At 73.1% G+C, this 15,156-nt stretch carries 10 protein-coding genes and 1 pseudogene; 3 read left to right on the top strand and 8 right to left on the bottom strand.

What is annotated here, in order from left to right; genetic code table 11:
- Nucleotide 1: 1 nt before the first annotated feature.
- The 4 genes from ABT342_RS05765 to ABT342_RS05750 all read right to left on the bottom strand — a co-directional run bounded on the left by ABT342_RS05765 (nucleotide 2) and on the right by ABT342_RS05750 (nucleotide 4,396).
- Nucleotides 2–1,333, bottom strand: coding sequence for a pyridoxal-phosphate dependent enzyme (locus tag ABT342_RS05765; protein ID WP_351567526.1), 1,332 nt, complete (start codon nucleotides 1,331–1,333; stop codon nucleotides 2–4).
- Complete coding sequence (locus tag ABT342_RS05760; RefSeq protein ID WP_351567523.1) at nucleotides 1,330–2,814, bottom strand: type III PLP-dependent enzyme domain-containing protein; 1,485 nt, start codon at nucleotides 2,812–2,814, stop codon at nucleotides 1,330–1,332. Before ABT342_RS05760 ends, ABT342_RS05765 begins: the two co-directional genes overlap by 4 nt.
- Before the next feature lie 91 nt (nucleotides 2,815–2,905).
- Entirely contained in the window at nucleotides 2,906–3,571 is a 666-nt protein-coding gene (locus tag ABT342_RS05755; protein ID WP_351567520.1) for a GNAT family N-acetyltransferase, read from the bottom strand.
- Nucleotides 3,572–3,622: 51 nt separating this feature from the next.
- Nucleotides 3,623–4,396: an SDR family oxidoreductase gene (locus ABT342_RS05750; RefSeq protein WP_351567518.1), complete on the bottom strand. Its 774-nt coding sequence runs from the start codon at nucleotides 4,394–4,396 to the stop codon at nucleotides 3,623–3,625.
- Between the two features lie 118 nt (nucleotides 4,397–4,514).
- Here ABT342_RS05750 and ABT342_RS05745 point away from each other — a divergent pair, with 118 nt between their 5' ends.
- On the top strand, nucleotides 4,515–8,030 hold the full coding sequence (locus ABT342_RS05745; RefSeq protein ID WP_351567515.1) for an AfsR/SARP family transcriptional regulator: 3,516 nt from the start codon (nucleotides 4,515–4,517) through the stop codon (nucleotides 8,028–8,030).
- Here ABT342_RS05745 and ABT342_RS05740 read toward each other — a convergent pair.
- Nucleotides 8,017–10,170, bottom strand: a complete 2,154-nt coding sequence (locus ABT342_RS05740; RefSeq protein WP_351568118.1) for a serine/threonine-protein kinase — start codon at nucleotides 10,168–10,170, stop codon at nucleotides 8,017–8,019. The two genes, ABT342_RS05745 and ABT342_RS05740, sit on opposite strands and share 14 nt — an antisense overlap.
- Nucleotides 10,171–10,318: 148 nt before the next feature.
- On the opposite strand from ABT342_RS05740, the gene ABT342_RS05735 reads away from it, so the two are divergent.
- Nucleotides 10,319–11,011, top strand: coding sequence for a DUF6083 domain-containing protein (locus ABT342_RS05735; protein WP_351567513.1), 693 nt, complete (start codon nucleotides 10,319–10,321; stop codon nucleotides 11,009–11,011).
- Between the two features lie 33 nt (nucleotides 11,012–11,044).
- Here the strand turns inward: ABT342_RS05735 and ABT342_RS05730 are convergent.
- Nucleotides 11,045–11,407, bottom strand: a pseudogene (locus tag ABT342_RS05730) (LuxR C-terminal-related transcriptional regulator); the annotation flags it as partial.
- 351 nt (nucleotides 11,408–11,758) lie between these two features.
- Nucleotides 11,759–13,003, bottom strand: a complete 1,245-nt coding sequence (locus ABT342_RS05725; protein ID WP_351567510.1) for a hypothetical protein — start codon at nucleotides 13,001–13,003, stop codon at nucleotides 11,759–11,761.
- 637 nt (nucleotides 13,004–13,640) lie between these two features.
- Between ABT342_RS05725 and ABT342_RS05720 the strand changes: the two genes are divergently transcribed.
- The gene (locus ABT342_RS05720) at nucleotides 13,641–13,835 is read left to right on the top strand and encodes a hypothetical protein (protein ID WP_351567507.1); all 195 of its coding nucleotides are present in this window, start codon (nucleotides 13,641–13,643) and stop codon (nucleotides 13,833–13,835) included.
- Between the two features lie 20 nt (nucleotides 13,836–13,855).
- On the opposite strand, the gene ABT342_RS05715 is transcribed toward ABT342_RS05720, so the two are convergent.
- Nucleotides 13,856–15,148, bottom strand: coding sequence for an adenosylmethionine--8-amino-7-oxononanoate transaminase (locus ABT342_RS05715; RefSeq protein ID WP_351567504.1), 1,293 nt, complete (start codon nucleotides 15,146–15,148; stop codon nucleotides 13,856–13,858).
- Nucleotides 15,149–15,156: the final 8 nt, after the last annotated feature.

Genomic DNA, 15,156 nt, shown 5'->3' with positions numbered 1-15,156 from the left:
CTCAGTCACGCACCAGCGGCGCGCCCGCGTCCCGCCAGGCGATGATCCCGCCGGCCAGACTCCGTACGTCGGGGTGGCCCATACGGGTCAGCAGGGCCGCGTAACGGGCGGACTTCTCACCGACCGGACAGGCCAGCAGCACCGGCTGCCGCTTGCTGAAGGGCAGGCCGCCGCGCACGAGTTCGTCGAAGAGCTCGTCCACGATGTTGACCGAGCCGTCGATGTGGAGCGCGGCGTACGCGAACGGCCCGCGCAGGTCGATCACGAGCGGCCGCTCCGCCGCGATCCACTTGCGCGCGTCCGCGATGTCGATGACGGACGCCGTGCCCGCCTCGGCGTCGGTGAGCGTGGCCACCGAGTTCTTCGCGGGGGGCCGCCCCAGCAGCTCAGGGCGACGCCTGCGGACGTAGTCGAGATAGCTCTCGACGCGGTCGCAGACGATGAACACGGCCGTCCTGCGCCCGGCCGACCCGCCGGCCAGCTCCGCGTCGACCGTACGGAGATGACGTACGGCTCCGAAATAGGCGGCCCCGCCCGTGGGCCCGGCGAGCATGCCGCAGCGGCGCAGCAGCGTCAGCATCCCGTCGATGGCCTCGTCGGCGCTCACCGGCTCGATCGTGTCGTACGTGGCCGGGTCGAAGATCCCGACCTCCTGCACCTCGTCCACCGTGCGGATGCCGGGGATGAAGTCCGACTTCTCGCCGACCAGCCCGACGACGCGTACGGCCGGGTCGTGCGCGCGCAGGGCCCTGGCCACGCCGGTGGACGAACCGGCCGTGCCCACACAGGCGATGAACCAGTCGGGGGCGCGGCCGTCCAGGTCCGCGATGATCTCGGGTCCCGTGCCGTGCGCGTGCGCCTCGGTGTTGCGGGCGTTGAAGTACTGGTCCGTGTGGAGATGGGCGCTGCCGGGTCGGTTCAGCTGCTGGTGGAAGAGGGTCAGCGGATCGTCGGTGTTGGTCGGGTCCAGGCATTCGGACTGGCCCGGCAGTTCCTCGATCTCGGCGCCCAGCAGCAGGAGCAGGTCCTTGATCTCGGGAATCCGCATGCGGTTGGTGACGCTCTTGAACGGCAGCCCGTGCAGGCCGGCGATGAGGGCCAGCGCCTTGGCGGTGTTCCCGCTGGACAGCTCCACGATCGTCTCGCCGCGCTCCTTGGCGCCGGGCAGACCGTCCCGGGCCATGTTCCACGCGGCCCGGTCCTTGAGGGAGCCGAACGGGTTGAGCATCTCCAGCTTGGCGTAGAGGTCGATGTGGCGCAGGCCGTGCACGGCCGGGTCGATGCGCACCAGCGGGGTGTTGCCGATGGCCTCGGTGATGCTGTCGTACCTCATGCCTGTCCCCCCGTACTCGTGTCGGCGATCGGCCAGTACTGCTCGTCGAGACGCCAGTGCCAGGAACCGGCCTCCTCGTGGACGGCGACCTTGCGTGCGACGGGCTGCCGCTGGCCCTGGGTGGCGGTGAAGTCCATGCAGTACCCGGCGGTGTTGGCGAAGGCGAGGAGATCGCCGGGGCGGGGCAGCCGGGGCAGGTGGACCGTTCTGCGGGTGATCAGATCGGCCTCCAGGCAGAGGTTGCCCATCAGATGTACGGCCACGGGGCCTTCCCCGGTCGCGGGGGCGCCCGCGCGGGGGAGGAGAACGGGGTCCATGAGGACGCCGTGGTCCTCCAGGCCGACGTCGCCGGCGTTCAGCGCGAGACGTACGAGGTGCTCGCCCGTGTCCGTACGCCGTACCTCCAGCACCCTGCCGAGGGTCAGCCCGCACTGGTCCGCGAGGGCGCGCCCCGGCTCGGCGTACAGGTCGCAGAGGCTCTCCAGCAGCAGGGTGCCGAGCGGGCGGCCCAGGCCGGGCGCGGGGCGGGAGAGCAGCTCGTCCAGATAGGCGGCGCCGGCGACCGGGCGATGGGCGGGGTACAGGCCGAGCGAGCCCTTGACCGTGCCGTTCTCCACGCGCAGGCCGTAGCCGTGCCCGCCCCAGGTCATGGGCGGGCGTCTGCCCATGACCGCGTTGGTGAGCTCGGTCGTGTAGCGCTCCCACTGGGCGGCGTGGGCCAGATAGCTGACGCCGAAGCCGCCGCCCACGTCGACGGCGCGCGGAGCGAATCCCCGGAGCCGTAACTCCTCCACCGCCCGCAGGCACCCTTCGAGCGCCGTCGCCTTCTCGTCCAGGCTGGTGGTGTCGAGGTGGTAGCCGACGCCGATCGGGTCGAGGCTGTCCTGGTGGCGTTCGAGGATGTCGAGCAGCCCGGCGAGGGCCTTCACGGAGGTGCCGAAGCGGCTCCTGCGGGAGAGCGTTCTGGCCCCCGACGTCTCGAAGTCGGACAGCCGCAGGACGATCCGCAGGCGCGGCAGGCCGTACGCGCGGACGAGACGGGCAGCGTCCTCCACCTCCGCGGGGCCGTCGGCGTTGACGGTCACCCCGGAGCGGGCCGCGAGCCACAGGAACTCCGGGTCCTTGGGGCCGGTCGCCATGATCCGGGGGCCGGTGAACCCCGAGCCGAGCACGTGCCGTAACTCGCCGATCGATGCGGCGTCGACGGCGGCGTCCGTCGCGGCGAGCCGCCGGACCAGGGCGCTGGAGCGGTTCGCCTTGTGCGCGAAGAAGACCTGACCGCTCAGCTGATGGCGGCGCAGGACGGAGCGGAAGCCCGCCACGTTCTCGGCGATCTGCTCCGGCAGTACGACGTTGAGAGGGGACCCCAGCGCGTCCACGAGGGTGTGGAGGAGGGCGGCCGACTTCAGCAGGGACGCCGGTCGTGGCGCCAGCCGAGGTTCCAGATACAGCGGTTCCGGAGGTAAGGAGGCGTTGCTCATCGCAGCGGTTCCTCCCCGGCGAGAGGCGTCGGCCATCACTCGATCGATCGATCGGTCATAGGAACCTATCCACCGTCGGGCTCTTTATGCCTCATCCTCGTGCCTTTGGGCGCCTCCCGGGGTGTCCCGGGCCGGGGGCCGATCGCTCCGGGACGTGGTGCGGATGCTCCGGGCCGGGGGCCGATCGCTCCGGGCCGGGGGCCGGGAGCGTGAGGATCATGAGGATCTCGTCGCGGTCGTCGCCGGGGGCGACCCGCAGTGCGCGCGGACACCGGCCGATCTCCACCCAGCCCAGCTTCGCGTAGAAGTCCTCAAGGCCGACCCCTCCCCGCGCCGCGAGCTCCAGCTGTTCCAGGCCCATCTCCGCGCGGGCGACGTCCGAGGCCCGGCGCATCAGTGCCGCGCCGACCCCGTGGCCGCGGACGCGGGGGTGTGTCATGACGTGGTTGACCACGCCGCGGTGGGCGACCAGAGGGTGCGGCTCGCGCCGGACGATGAGCCAGCCCGCGACGGCCTCCCGGACGGTGGCGACGATCATCCTGCCCCGCTCGGGGTCGAGTTCCCCGGCGAGCCGGTCCACCTCGGGGCCGACGTGCCGGGCGCTCACCGGCGGCATCGGGAAGCTGCGCGCGATCACCGCGCCGCCGGTGTTGGCCACGGCCGCCCAGCAGTCGATCAGCTGCCGTCTGAGGTCCGGGGTGACCTCCCCGGGACGGGTGATCTGTACGAACTCGGGTGCCTCATGCGCCGCGGCCATGAGCGGCAGCCTGCCAGACCGGCAGGCTGCCCGGCCGCTCTTCGTGGGCGGTCACGACTCCTCGTGGGCGGCGGCGACGAGGCCCTGGCCCCAGCCGCCGTCGACGGGGAGTTCGACCCCGGTGGTGCAGGTGGCGTCGAAGGCCAGGAACAGCGCGGCCCTCGCGACCTCCTCCACGGTGCCGTTGCGGCGCAGGGGCGTGCTCTGTTCGCCCTGCTTCAGGAAGTCGGCCCGCTGCTGGTCGGTCAGGCCCACGACGCCCATGGTCGGGGTCTCGATGAATCCGGGCGCCAGCGCGTTGACCCGGATCCGGCGGGGCAGCAACTCGGCGGCGAGCACCTGCGAGATCGCCCGCAGCGCCTCCTTCGCCCCCGAATAGGCGCTCAGCCCCGGGAAGATCACGTCGTTGGAGACGGTGGTGAAGAGGATCGAACCGCCGTCCGGGATCAGCGGGGCCAGGCGCTGCACGGTGAAGAAGGCGCCCTTGGTGTTGATGGCGAACTGCCGGTCGAAGGATTCCTCGGTGGCCTCCGCCAGGGTCTGGAACTCCGCCGTTCCGTGATTGACGAAGAGGGCGTCGACGCGGCCCAGCGTCTCGGCGGCGAGGGTGCCGAGCGCGTCGATGTCGGCCATGCTCGTGGCGTCGGAGCGGACGACGTGCGCCGGGCGTCTGTTGAGTTCGGTCCGCGCCTCTTCGAGCGTCTTCTCGTTGCGGCCGGTGAGGACGACCTCGGCGCCCCCGTCGAGCAGCGCCTCGACGATCGCCAGTCCCATGCCGTGCGTGCCGCCGGTGACGACGGCCTTCTTGCCCGCGAATGCGTTCATGGTGCGGTTCCTGTTCCGTTCTGAGTTCTGCGGTGTGGTCGGTCAGGGCCTCAGGCTGTCCGTGACCGCTGCCGGTCCTCTGCCGGTCCGCTTGCGACGGCCGCGTTAGGCTCGCCGTATGCGTTTCGGGGTGCTGGGGCCGCTGGCCGTGTGGACGGACGACGGCGAGCCGGTGGCGGTACCGGAACGGAAGGTCCGGGCGCTGCTGGCCGAGCTGTTGACCGACCCGGGACGCGTGGTGCCCGCCGACACCCTCCTGGAGGACCTGTGGGGCGCCCGCCCGCCCGGCGACCCCGTGGGTGCGGTTCAGACCCGGGTCTCCCGGCTGCGCGGCGCGCTGGCGGCGGGCGGTGGCGGTCGGGATCTGGTGGAGTTCCGGGCGCCCGGATACGTCCTGCGGGTGGCCGCCGAAGCGGTGGACGCGGGCCGGTTCGCCTCCCTGACCACGCGCGCCCGGACCACCGACGACCTGGCCGCGAAGGCCGCCCTGCTGTCCGAGGCCCTGGGCCTGTGGCGGGGGCCCGCGTTCGCGGACTTCCGCGACGAGCCCTTCGTACGGGAGACCGTCACGCGGCTGGAGGAGCAGCGGCTGACGGCCCTGGAGGAACAGGCCGACGTACGCCTGGAGTTGGGCGAACACGGCGCCGTCGCGGCCGACCTGGCGGGCCCGGTGGCCCGTCACCCGCTGCGCGAGCGCCTGCGGGCCGCCCACATGCGAGCCCTGTACCGGGCGGGCCGCTCCAGCGAGGCGCTGGAGTCCTACCACGCCCTGCGCCGCCTGCTCGCCGACGAGACGGGCCTGGACCCGGGCCCCGAACTGACGGCCCTGTACGAGGAGATGCTGCGCCACGGTCCGGCACTGCGGGCGGCTGCTGCTGCGGCGGCGGCCTCGGGCGGGGCCGTCTCGGGCGGCGCCGGGCGTGCGGGGGCCGTGTCGGCCGACGGGCGGGACGACGCCGCCCCGGTCGAGGCCGGGCGGGACCGGCAGGGCCGGGCCACCCGGGGCGCCTGGCCGGATGGGGCTGCCCCGTCGGGCGTGTGGGCCGATCGGGAGGGTGACAGGCCCGCCGGGGGTTCGTCGAGTGGCGGGCAGGACCGGCCGGATGGGGCTGCCTCGATCGGCGCTGGGCGGGTACGGGGCGCTTCACGTGACGGGCTTTCCTCACCCGGCGGGCGTAACCGGGCGGACCGGGCCGCCTCGCCCGGTGCGCGGACCGATCGAGAGGGCGGCGACCACCTCGGCCGTGGCCGGCCGGAGCGGGGCGGGCGGCGGGCGTGGACGAATGTGGTGGCGCCGCCGACCGAGCTCGTCGGGCGGGACGCGGCGGTCGCGGAGGTCGGCGACCTGCTGGCGGCCGGGCGGCTGGTGACCCTGACCGGGCCCGGTGGGGTGGGCAAGACGCGGCTGGCGGTGGAGACCGCGTTGCGTGACGGTTCCGCCGACGGTGCCTGGCTGGTCGAACTGGCCGGGCGGGGGCGGGCCGAGGGGGCCGCCCCGCCGTGCACGGACGGCGAGCTGGCGGAGACGGTCGCCGCGGCCCTGGGGCTGCGGGACGACACCGGCGTACCCGGCGCGGACGCGACCGAGCGGCTGACCGAGGCGCTGCGCGACAAGCAGCTCTTGCTCGTCCTGGACAACTGCGAGCACATCATCGAGCCCGCCGCGCGCCTCGCCGAGGCGCTGCTGCGCGGCACGGCGGGCACGCGCATCCTGACCACCAGCCGGCAGCCGCTGGGCATCGCGGGCGAGCGGCTGTGGGTGGTCGAGCCGCTCGACGAGCCGAGCGCCGTCCGGCTGTTCGCGGCCAGGGCCGCCGCCGTGTCCCCCGGTTTCGCCGTCACCGACGACAACGCCGACGCCGTCGTCGCGATCTGCCGCCGCCTGGACGGCATTCCGCTCGCGCTCGAACTGGCCGCCGGCCGGATCAGGGTTCTGGGTGCCGAGCAGCTGTCCGAACGCCTCGACGACCGGTTCCTTCTGCTGACCGCGGGCCGCCGCGACGCCCCGGCCCGCCAGCAGACGCTGCGCGCCGTGATCGACTGGAGCTGGGAACTGCTGACCGCGGCCGAGCGCATCGTCCTGCGCAGACTGGCCGTGCACGCCGAGGGCTGCACGCTCCCGGCCGCCGAAACGGTGTGCGCGGGCGACGGCGTGAAGCCCGCGGAGGTACTCGACCTGCTCGCCCGGCTGGTCGACCGCTCCCTCGTCGTCGTCACCCACGGCGAGACCGGGCCGCGCTATCGCCTGTTGGAGTCGGTGACGGCGTACTGCCTCGAAAGGCTCGACGAGGCGGCCGAGTCGGCGGCGGTCCGGCTCGCCCACGCCCGCTTCTACCGGGAGCTGGCCGAGAACGCCCAGGGCGGGCTGCGGGGCGGCGAGCAGCGCGAGTGGCTGCGCCGACTCGACGCCGACACGGCCAACTTCCGGGTCGCGCTGGAGCATTGCGTACGGTACGGGCAGTCGGCCGAGGCGCTGCGGCTGACCTGCGCGCTGTCCTGGTACTGGTTCCTACGCGGCCGGCTCGGCGAGGCGGTCCGCTCGCTGACCTCCGCCCTCGCCGTTCCGGCGGAGGAGGGGGCCGGGCGATCCGTGCGCGCGGCGGCCGAGGCGTGGCTCGCCGGCTTCGGCATGCTGACCGGCGAGCGGGGCTCCGGCGCGGGCTTCGGGGCCGTCGCGGACGCCATCGACGATCCGGACGAGCGGGCGCGGGCGCTGTGGTTCCTCGGCTTCGCCGCCTGCCGGCTCGGCGACCCGGCGGAGAGCGAGCAGCTTCTCACCCGTGCCCTGACGGCCTTCACGGACTGCGACGGAGACTGGGGCATCGCCGCGGCGCTCAGCACGCGCGCCGTACTGCGGCACGTCTGCGGGGACCTGGCCGGGGCGCGCGCCGACGGCGAGCGGTCACTGAGCCTCTTCCGGGAGCTGGGGGACGGCTGGGGCCAGGTACAGGCCACGGCCGTGCTCGGGACGCTCGCCGAGATCGCCGGGGACTATCACCGGGCGGTTCCGCACCAGCGTGAGGGGCTGCGGCTGAGCGAAGGCCTCGGCCTGTGGACGGAAGCCGCCCGGCGGCTCGTCGAACTGGGTCGGATCGCCCTGCTGACGGGCGACCACGAGCAGGCCGCGGAGTTCCATGAGCGAGCCCGCGCACTCGCGCTGCGGCAGGGCGACCGCCCGGCCCAGGAGATCGCCGAGGTCGGGCTCGGACTGGTGGCGCGGCGGCGCGGCCGGCTCGATGAGGCCGAGGCGTATCTGCGCCCGTGGCTGGAGTGGAACCGGCGGCTGGACACCCACCACGGAACCGCGCTGATCCTGGCCGAACTGGGCTTCGTCGCCGAACTGCGCGGCGACGCGCCCACCGCGCTCGCCCTGCACCGCGACGGCCTGTCCGCCGCACGGCGCACCGGCGACCCCCGGGCCGTGGCCCTGGCCCTGGAGGGCCTGGCGGGCGCCCGCGTCGTGGCGGGCCACCACCGCGGCGCGGCCCGGCTGCTCCGCGCGGCCACCGAGGCCAGGGCCCGGCTCGGCGCGCCGCTGCCGCAGGCCGAGCGGGGGGACGTCGACCGGATCGGCGCGGCGATCGGCACGGCGTTCGACGAGGCGCCGGCCGCCGGGCTGCTCAGCTCGGGCTGAACGTGCTCAGTACGGAATCGAAGACCTGCTTGCCCGCCGGCCAGTCGGACTCCGGGACGCCGAGGTAGATCAGGTACTCCTTCCCGTTCGGGGCGATGAAGGCCTGGTCGATGCCGTGCCGGGGCTCGCCGTCGGACCAGGTGAACTCCCACAGCGCCCCCGGGCGGCCCTGGTAGGTGTTCGCCACGAGCGCGACGCGTTCGTAGCCGGGCAGTTGGATGTTCTCCTCCAGTTCGAGGAGGTGCTCGGACGGAACCACACCGCCGCCGGGGTGCACGGCGAAGCGCAGCAGATGTACGCCGCCGTCCGGGGAGTAATCGACCTGCTCGCCCTTCACACTGCGGGTCCACCCCTCGGGCACCGCGACACGGAACCCGGCCGGGTCGTCGACCCAGCGGTAACCGGCGGGCGCCGGAGCCTCGGGCGGTGGCTGGGTCGTGGGTGGCGGTGGCGGTGGCTGGGGCCGGGGCTGCGGGGCGGGTGGCTGCTCCTTGGGAGGCGGGGGCTGGGTCTGGGGCTCTGGGGCGGGCGGTTGCTCCTGGGGAGGCGGCGGCTGGGCCTTGGGTGGTGGCTCGGGCTCGGGCTTCGCCGGTGGCGGGGTGGGCTTCGCGGGCTCGTCCGGTACGGCCACGGGGGGCGGCCGCGTGGGCGTCGTGCTCTCGCCCGGGACATGGCCGAACATCACGTACGCCATCCCGGCGGTCACCAGGAGCGGTATCAGGACCGCCGCCACGGCGGCCCTGGGCAGTCCGCCCTTGTGCAGCAGGAACCCCATACAGCCGGCTGCCAGCAGCCCGAGCGCCCCCGCGAGCGCGATCGGCAGCGGCCCGGCGCCCTTGAACCACGCGTACACCGCTCCCCCCGCCGCGAGCAGCAGCCCCACCAGGGCGACGGCGGCCCGGTCCTGGCCGTATGTGTGGAGCGCGTAGAGCAGTCCGGCAGCCGCCGCGATCAGCGCGATCCACGCGAGGCCGGCCGGCAGCGGCCCGGCGAGCCGGAGCGTCGCGTACAAAAGTCCGGCCGCGGCCAGCAGCAGCACGACGACGGCTGTCGTGACCATGGCCGCGGAGGGCCGCCGGCGCTCGCCCTCCGGTGTCGTCGCGGCGAGCGGAGCAGGCGGATGGGGCGGATGGGGCGGATGGGGCGGACCAGGGGGAGCGGGCGGAGCGGGCGGAGCGGGCGGAACCCGCTGAGCCGCTGGAGCCGCTGGCGTCGTCTGCGTCGGCAGGCTGCCCCGTTCCTCCCCGGCCAGGGCCACCTGCGTCGCCGGGTGGTCGGCTCCCGCGGCCCCCACGGCCTCCAGCAGGCGCCGCGCCCCCTCGGCCGTCGGCCGGGCCTCCGGGTCCTTCCGCAGCAGCGCCTCGAGGGCCGGGCGGAGCGCTCCCGCCCGGACCGGTTCGGGCAACGGATCGCTGACCACGGCGTGCAGCGTGCTCGCGGCCGTCGGACGGCCGAAGGGCGACCGGCCCTCCACCGCCGTGTAGAGCGTGGCGCCCAGCGACCACAGGTCGGCCGCCGGCCCCGCACGCCCGTCGCTGATCTGCTCGGGGGCCAGATAGTCCGGTGAGCCCACGATGACACCGGCCCGGGTGTACCGGGCAGAGCCTTCGAGCGCCGCGATGCCGAAATCGGTGAGCACGACCCTCCCCCAGCCTCCGGCCGGGGGGACCCCCATCTCGCTTCGCTCGCCGGGCTCCAGCAGGACATTGGCGGGCTTGACGTCCCGGTGGATCACCCCCGCCTGGTGCGCCCGCTCCAGGGCGGACAGCAGCTGTACGCCGATCCGGGCGGCCTCCCGCGGCGGCAGGGGGCCCTCCGACGCGATCAGATCGGCGAGCGACCGGCCGTCGATCAGCTCCATGACGATCCAGGGCCGGCCCTCCTGGCGAAGCACGTCATGGACCGTGACGACGGACGGGTGCTTGACGCGGGCGGCCGCTCGGGCCTCCTGTTCCATCCGGGACTCCAGGACCTGGAGCTCGTCCTCCGGCAGCCCGCCGACGCTCACTTCCTTCACGGCCACCTCGCGGTCGAGGACCTGGTCGTGGGCCCGCCACACCCTGCCCATCCCGCCGCGCCCGAGCAGGTCCTCAAGGACGTACCGACCGCCCAGGAGCCGTTGATCGGGGCCGTTGCGCATGCTCACGGTCACCCCCTGACCTGTGCCCCCGACCTCCAGTCTCCCGCCGATACGGGAGCACCTCCAGCCGCGCCCACCGCTGTCCGGGCGCGGTCGGCCGCGTACGGGGCGAAACCGGCGGGCGGGCCGGGGACCCGTCGCGGACGGCATGGCTGTCAGTGGTGGGTGGAAGGATCGATCGTGTCGGTTGTCGGTTGTCGGTAGGCGTCACTGGGGCGGGGACATGGTCACGGGATATCGGTGCGGCGAATGCGGTTCGACCGGGACGGCCCGCCCGCGCGGGGGGAACGTGTATCTCGTCGTCTGCGACGACTGTCTGCCGGCCGGGAGGGGGCACCCGGACCGCGAGCCCGTACTGCTGCGGGACGTCCTGGCGGCCACCGCCGACACCCTGGCCTTCGCGGGCCGTACGGGCAGGGCGGTGCCGGACGTCCGGCACTCGACTTCGAGCCCGAGCGCGAGTCCGAGTGCGGGCCCGAGTGCGGGCCCGAGTGCGGGCCCGAGTGCGGGCCCGCGTCCGAGTCCGAGTGCGGGCCTGCGTCCGAGTCCGAGCCGGCGTCCGAGTCCGACGACGTGCGACGTGTGCGGCGCGCAGGCCGAGTGGCGGCGCACGTTACGGGGCCGCTGGATCATGATGGCGTCGGGTGACTGGCCGGTCCGTGCCATCCCGGCCGGGAGGCGCTGGCGGATCGCGAGTGACGGCACCGCGGTGCACCTCGGAGCCTCTTCGCCCACCGGCACGTGCCGCATCAGCCACTTCGACGTGTGCCCGAGGCATCCGGCGCCCACCGATTCCCCGCTCCTGCTGGCGATGTGGCGGCGGAACGCACTGCGTGGGTGACCGGCGTGCGCGTCGGGGCCCTCTGGACGGTCCTCAGCGTTTGAGATACGCCAGCACCGCCAGCACCCTGCGGTTGTCGTCCGGCGACGGCGCGATCCGGAGCTTGGCGAAGATGCCCGCGGTGTGCTTCGCGACGGCGCTCTCGCTGATGTGCAGACCGCTCGCGATGGCCGCGTTCGACCTGTCTTCGGCCATCAGCTCCAGGACAGCGCGCTCGCGCTCCGTCAGGGCTCCGGTCGTGCCCCGCGCGTCACCACGCGACAGCAGCCTGGCGACGACGTGGGGGTCCATCACCGTGCCCCCGGCGGCCACCTGGCGGACCCCGTCCACGAACTGCCTGGTGTCCGTGACCCGGTCCTTGAGCAGATAGCCGACGGCGCCCTCGCCCCCGGCCAGTCATCCGCGCGCGCCGACGATTCGTTTCCGTACGTCTTGTTTCCGTACGTGTCGTTTCCATACGACGACGATGCCGCCGGCCGGATTCCCCTCCCATGCACCTGGCACCCGAGCAGGGTGTACGTAGATCCACCCCAGATGCACACCCGCTGAACTCCCATCCGTAACTGACGGGTTGTTAGTGTCGTGGCAACGACGGGCGGCAGCCCCAGCACGGGTCGCCGCGCACGAACGGGGGCGACGGGGAACATGGCTTGGGAAGAATGGGAGAGGTCCAAGGCCGCGGCGCTGGAGGGCCGGAACACGGGCTCGATGCAGCTGAATCAGGCCGGGCCGGGCAGCGCCGGAGCCTTAAAGTCCGGCGAAGCCCGCTGGCAGGGCGTCAACGCCAGTGTGACCAGGGAGTTCGTGGGCAAGACGGCCAAGGAGTTCACGGACCTCCACATGGAGGCCGAGAGCATCGCCAACGTCCTCACCGACGCGCATGCCGAGCTGGAGCGGTACCAGAGGCAGGCGAAGACCCTCACCGACTCGGCGAACAAGGGCGACCCGTCCCACAACCCGCCGGACCCCGGGCTCCTCGTCTCCGACGGGCAGGGCGGCGCGGTCCGCGTCATCGAGGCGATGTGGACCCCGGAGGGCACGAGCCAGCGCACCAAGGACCGCATCCGGTGGTACACGGACACGCTCACCGGAATCGTCCAGCACGCCGCCGAGGTCGACGCGCAGGCGGCACGCGCGCTGCAGAAGAGCCACGGCAACGGCCCGCAGAACGCCGGCCACGCCGAGTACACGTCCCTCGACGAGGAACAGATCCCGCGAGCGAAGGAGCTGGCCGCGCTCGGCAAGGACGCGAACCCGAAGCAGCAGGCCGAACTGCGGCGTCTGTGGGAGTCCCTGAGCCCCGAGGCGCGGGCGCGGCTCTGGCTGGCGCAGAAGGACGATCTGATGGCGGCGGGCATTCTGAGCCCGACCATGCCGCAGGTCGCGGCGGACGCGGGCGCGGGGAAGTACGACTCCCAGTCGCCGGGCTTCGACCAATGGATCACCAAGCAGAAGATGCAGCTGCTGACGGAGGGCGCCGACTGGAAGGGCATGACGGACGCGTCCCGCCACATGGCGCACTACCTGGGAAACAGTGGCAAGCCCATGGACCTGCCCGTGGACAAGATGATGTCGGACGTCCCCAGCTTCAAGTCGTACGTCGACGACACCATCCGGATGAGCCAGGACGAGTGGCGCAAGCAGGCCCTCGAGGAGTTCAAGAAGAACGGCGGGAAGCCGGTCGCCTTCCCGGTCGAGGCCAAGCAGCCCGAGGGCTTCTATTTCACCCAGAGCCTCAACGAGAACTGGTTCTACGCGGTGGGCGGCGCCAACAGCAACGTCACCGGTGTGGTGACCGCCGTTCCGGACGCGAACGGCAACCCCAAGGTGAGTATCGACTACCAGGCGAACGTCTGGGACCGCTACAACTGGGACGAGGGCAAGGGCGTCGACGTCGGCCCGCTGAAGATCCCTGACGGCGAGATGGCCAAGCTGCACCGGGTGGGCTACGCCCAGGAGTTCGACATGTCGGGCAGCAGCAGCGTCAAGCACTACGATCTCGGTTCCTCGCAGCCCAACGGCGACCCGCTGCCGGGACCCGGGGAGAGCAGGCAGGGACGGACGTACGGACCCCGGCCGGGAGCAGCAGCAGGACCGCACCACGCACAGGCCGCCGGGAAGGACGGGCGTTCGATGACGGACGTCTACGCGCCCCCCTCCGGCGACGGCGACGGCGGCGGCCGGAGGGGTCGCCGCCGGTGGCTCGTCGCGGGGGCCGCCCTCGGCGTGCTGGCCCTCGCGGGCGCCGTGACCGCGGCGGGGTGGCGCCTCGTCGGCCAGGGCGGGAGCCAGGGCGACGGCCGGGGCGGCAAGCAGGGCGGCGACCGCGTGCTGGACCGGGCGGCGGACGGGGGGTGGGTCGAGGGGATCACGCCGGAGTGGATGGGCGGGCATATGGGGCTCGACGTCCCGAGGACGGCGCAGTCCCCGCGCGCCGCGTACGAGGTCACCTCTCGCTTCGACACCGGCCTGCTCACCTTCACGCTCACGCGCGCCGAGGCGGAGACCTACTTGAAGGAGTACCCCCCCGGCCGGCAAATGGCTGGAGCCCACAGCCGCGCAGCCCGACCTCAAGCCCCACGACTTCGCGCACCTCGGGCTCCCGGAACCGGAGACGTTCAAGGACGGCATGCGCTACGGCTACGTCTGCCCCGCGAAGGCCCCCGGCGCCTCCGACGCGTACGACACCTCCGACGAGCGCTGCGTCCGCCTGTACGCACACGCGTACTCACCGCAGCGCACCCGCATCTACCTCCGCGCCCACTTCGAACCGGGCATCAGCCCTCTTCCCACCACCCCGTCCCCACCGGCATCGGCGGACTGAGGAAGAGGGCGCCGTCCCTCTCAGGAGACGCGGGCGGCGGCGGTGATGGCCTCGCCGATGGTGGCGAGGTCGTCGCCGGTCGATACGTAGGGCGGCATGGTGTAGATCATGTCGCGGAACGGGCGGATCCATACCCCGTGCCGCAGGGCGGCGTCGGTGGCCACCGGGATGTCGACCTGGTGGTCGAGCTGGACGACGCCGATGGCACCCAGGACGCGGACGTCCTTGACCCCGGGAAGATCCTGGGCCGGCGCGAGCGCCTTCGTGAGCGTGGCCGCGATGCGGGTGACGTTCGCCTGCCAGTCATGGCCGCGCAGGAGGTCGAGCGAGGCGCAGGCGACGGCGGAGGCGAGCGGGTTGCCCATGAAGGTCGGCCCGTGCGCGAGGACGGGGAACTCACCGCGTCCGATGCCGTCGGCGATCTCGCTCGCGCACAGGGTGGCGGCCATGGAGAGGTAGCCGCCGGTGAGGGCCTTGCCCACGCACATCACGTCCGGGCTGACGCCGGCGTGGTCGGCGGCGAACATCGCGCCCGTACGGCCGAAGCCGGTGGCGATCTCGTCGAAGATGAGCAGCACGTTGTTGGCCCGGGTCACCTCCCGCAGCACCTGGAGGTAGCCCGGGTCGTGGAACCGCATCCCTCCGGTGCCCTGGCACACCGGCTCCACGATGACCGCGGCGAGTTCGCCGGCGTGCTGCTCGACGACCTCCGCGAGGTGTTGTGCGTAGCGCTCGTCGATCCCGGCCTCGAATCCGGCCGGCGGGCGGTCCATGAACACCTGCGGCTTGAGGACGCTGCCCCACATCCTGTGCATGCCGCCCTCGGGGTCGCACACTCCCATCGGCGTGAACGTGTCGCCGTGGTAGCCGCCGCGCCAGGTCGCCAGCTTGGTCTTCTCGGGCTTGCCGGTGGAGCGCCAGTACTGCAGGCACATCTTGACGGCGACCTCCACCGCGACCGAGCCGGAGTCACAGAGGAACACGTGCTGAAGCGGGTCGGGAGTGATCTCGACCAGTTTCGTGACGAGGTCGACGGCAGGTGCGTGGGTGAGCCCGCCGAACATGACGTGGCTCATCCTGTCGAGCTGACGGCGCACGGCGTCATCGAGCACGGGGTTCCGGTAGCCGTGGATCGCCGCCCACCAGGACGACATTCCGTCGATCACTTCCTCCACCCCCTGGTAGGGAGCGGCCAGACGGAGCCGGACACCCTGCGCCGAATCGACGACGAGCGGACGCTCGGTGGCGGGCATGGCGGCGTAAGGGTGCCAGACGTGACGCATATCGCGATCGATGAGGTTCTCGACGGACACAGGACGGC

Source organism: Streptomyces sp. NPDC000410, from assembly GCF_040300305.1.
In the GTDB taxonomy this organism is placed as follows: Bacteria; Actinomycetota; Actinomycetes; order Streptomycetales; family Streptomycetaceae; genus Streptomyces.
This window is presented reverse-complemented; position numbering and strand designations above follow the sequence as displayed.

Excerpts from the sequence above, each read along its gene's own strand:
- ABT342_RS05765 (WP_351567526.1), bottom strand. The coding sequence starts at position 1,333 with ATGAGGTACGACAGCATCACCGAGGCCATCGGCAACACCCCGCTGGTG.
- ABT342_RS05760 (WP_351567523.1), bottom strand. The coding sequence starts at position 2,814 with ATGAGCAACGCCTCCTTACCTCCGGAACCGCTGTATCTGGAACCTCGG.
- ABT342_RS05755 (WP_351567520.1), bottom strand. The coding sequence starts at position 3,571 with ATGGCCGCGGCGCATGAGGCACCCGAGTTCGTACAGATCACCCGTCCC.
- ABT342_RS05750 (WP_351567518.1), bottom strand. The coding sequence starts at position 4,396 with ATGAACGCATTCGCGGGCAAGAAGGCCGTCGTCACCGGCGGCACGCAC.
- ABT342_RS05745 (WP_351567515.1), top strand. The coding sequence starts at position 4,515 with ATGCGTTTCGGGGTGCTGGGGCCGCTGGCCGTGTGGACGGACGACGGC.
- ABT342_RS05740 (WP_351568118.1), bottom strand. The coding sequence starts at position 10,170 with ATGCGCAACGGCCCCGATCAACGGCTCCTGGGCGGTCGGTACGTCCTT.
- ABT342_RS05735 (WP_351567513.1), top strand. The coding sequence starts at position 10,319 with ATGGCTGTCAGTGGTGGGTGGAAGGATCGATCGTGTCGGTTGTCGGTT.
- ABT342_RS05720 (WP_351567507.1), top strand. The coding sequence starts at position 13,641 with ATGCGCTACGGCTACGTCTGCCCCGCGAAGGCCCCCGGCGCCTCCGAC.